The 2355-nt window shown below is 51.6% G+C and carries 2 protein-coding genes; both read left to right on the forward strand.

Going from position 1 to position 2355, the window contains the following annotated elements; all coding sequences use genetic code 11:
- Window positions 1–623 (forward strand): DNA adenine methylase (locus AC1DUU_RS29715; protein WP_476786905.1); only part of this gene is annotated, 623 nt, incomplete at its 5' end.
- A gap of 362 nt (window positions 624–985) precedes the next feature.
- Window positions 986–2355 (forward strand): SIR2 family protein (locus AC1DUU_RS29720; protein ID WP_476786906.1); only part of this gene is annotated, 1370 nt, incomplete at its 3' end.

Consider the following 2355-nt stretch of genomic DNA (forward strand, 5'->3'; position numbering starts at 1 on the left):
TCACTACGCTGTTTCGGATTCTGCAACGCCACTATCCGCAATTCATGGAGACGCTGAAATATCAGATTACGTCGCGTCGCGAATTCGAGCGGCTCCTGGCGTGCGATCCTTCAACCCTGACCGACCTCGAGCGAGCCGCCCGCTTTCTGTACCTGCAGCGGCTCGCCTTCGGCGGCAAGGTCGCAGGCCGCAGCTTCGGAGTTGATACGACTGGTGGAGCGCGGTTCAACGTGAGCCGTCTCGGATCCGTGCTGGAGGACGTTCACGAGAGGCTCTCCGGGGTTATCATTGAGAACCTGGACTGGCGGGAATTCATCACCAAGTACGATCGGACAGGTACATTGTTCTATCTCGATCCGCCTTACTATGGGAACGAAACCGACTATGGTCAGCGTGTGTTCGCGCGCTCGGACTTTCCCGCCATGGCAAAACATCTGGCCGAGATCGATGGTCGTTTCGTGCTCTCACTGAACGACCGCCCGGAGGTGCGCCAGATCTTCTCGGCTTTTCAAATCGTCGATGTCCCCCTCACCTACACGATCCGTGGCGGAGAGGGGAAAGATGTGCGCGAGGTGATCATCATGGATCGAAAGTCGGGCTCTTCAGTCAACTTGCCCCTGTGAAAAAAAGGCCTTAACCGCCCTAGGGGCTCGTCACCGAAAGTTGGCGGGTCCTGTGAAGTTGTATCGCCTCGGAGATCGCTGGCGCGCATGTCCGCAGCGATGTCACAAATTGCAAGGCCCACGGGTCATCTCCTCTTTGGAGAAAGACTGTCGCCGTCAGGTCGGCGTGGCTATCGCCAGATTTGGCTATTGACGCGCCTGCATTCATCAGGGTGGGCGGAGCCGTGCCACACATTGGGCGGCGTCATTTGCATGCCAGGAGCTGGATCACTGTTGCCAGGTAATGCTCTCATCACTCAGTTGACTTAGGACTTCAATTATTCGCTTATCGCTCGACCCAGAATGCAGGACCCGCGCGGAAGATGTCTAAAATCACAGAGTACGTTAGTGATCTTCTAAAATCCCATGGAGGAGCTCCATTCCTATTTGTAGGTTCAGGCTTTTCCCGACGCTACTTAGGGCTGGAGCAATGGGACGGGCTGCTCGCTAGATTCTGCGCCAAGATAAAGGATTTTAACTACTATCTTGCCAGTGCAAATGGTGACATTCCTATGGCGGCTTCGTTGGTTGCCAAGGATTTTCACGATCTTTGGTGGGCTAACGATGAATACTCCGAAAATCGGGAAACCTTTAAGAATGAAACGAAAGTCGTTTCTTCTGCCCTTAAAATTGAAATATCCTCATATCTGAGACAAATACCACTGCATGGGATTGCCGACGATCAGGTTCAAAAAGAGCTTTCAACACTACGCCATCTGAACGTGGATGGGATTATCACCACAAACTGGGACCTTCTTATAGAAGAATTGTTTCCAGAGTATCGGGTCTATGTCGGACAGGAAGAACTCCTTTTCTCTAACCCACAGGCCATCGCAGAAATATACAAGATCCACGGCTGCGCTTCCYGCCCAAGCAGTCTCGTACTGACGGCAGAAGATTATGCTGATTTCCAAGCCAAGAACCCGTATTTGGCGGCAAAACTGATCACCCTTTTTATCGAGCACCCCGTCTTCTTTATTGGATACTCGGTTAGTGATCCGCACATTCAGAAAATACTGTTCTCCATCGCCACATGCCTTGGGCCCGACAACCTCGATAAATTCAGTAGAAACTTGATATTTGTAAAACGAGCTAGCGGCAAAGGCTCATCTATTCAAAGCACGATATTCAGCAATGGCGGCAATAGCCTAAATGCCACTGTGCTTTCGACGGACGATTTTTGCGAGGTATACAATGCCATTGAGACATGTAAGCGCAAGATACCGGCAAGGATTCTGAGGTACTGCAAGGAGCAAATGTACGACTTGGTCAAATCATCCGACCCTGAGACCAAGCTTGCCGTGCTAGATTTCGACGCCATCGATTCTACGGAAGACGTTGAGTTCGTAGTGGGTGTTGGAGTTGCTCAACGGTTTAAGGACGCGGAGGCAGAAGCCGAAAGCGAAGGCCAGCAATTGATGGCGGACCACGGATACAAGGGCGTGACAGTAGCCGACGTATTTCGTGATTTTGTGAAAGACCAATCAGCATTCGATCCGAAAACGCTTTTGCGAGTTGCCYACCCATCTTTCGAGCGGAACAACTGCTTCTTGCCTGTTTTCAGGTATCTCAAAGAGGCCGGGATAGATTCCAAGGACAAACTCCACGATTCGGAATATGGAGCCGCCCTGCGGGTAGCACAAAAGGCACAGGATCGCGGATTTAAGGTACGAAGCTACGCACCCCACTATGA

The sequence above is a fragment of the Aminobacter sp. P4_H6_2 genome (assembly GCF_056400805.1).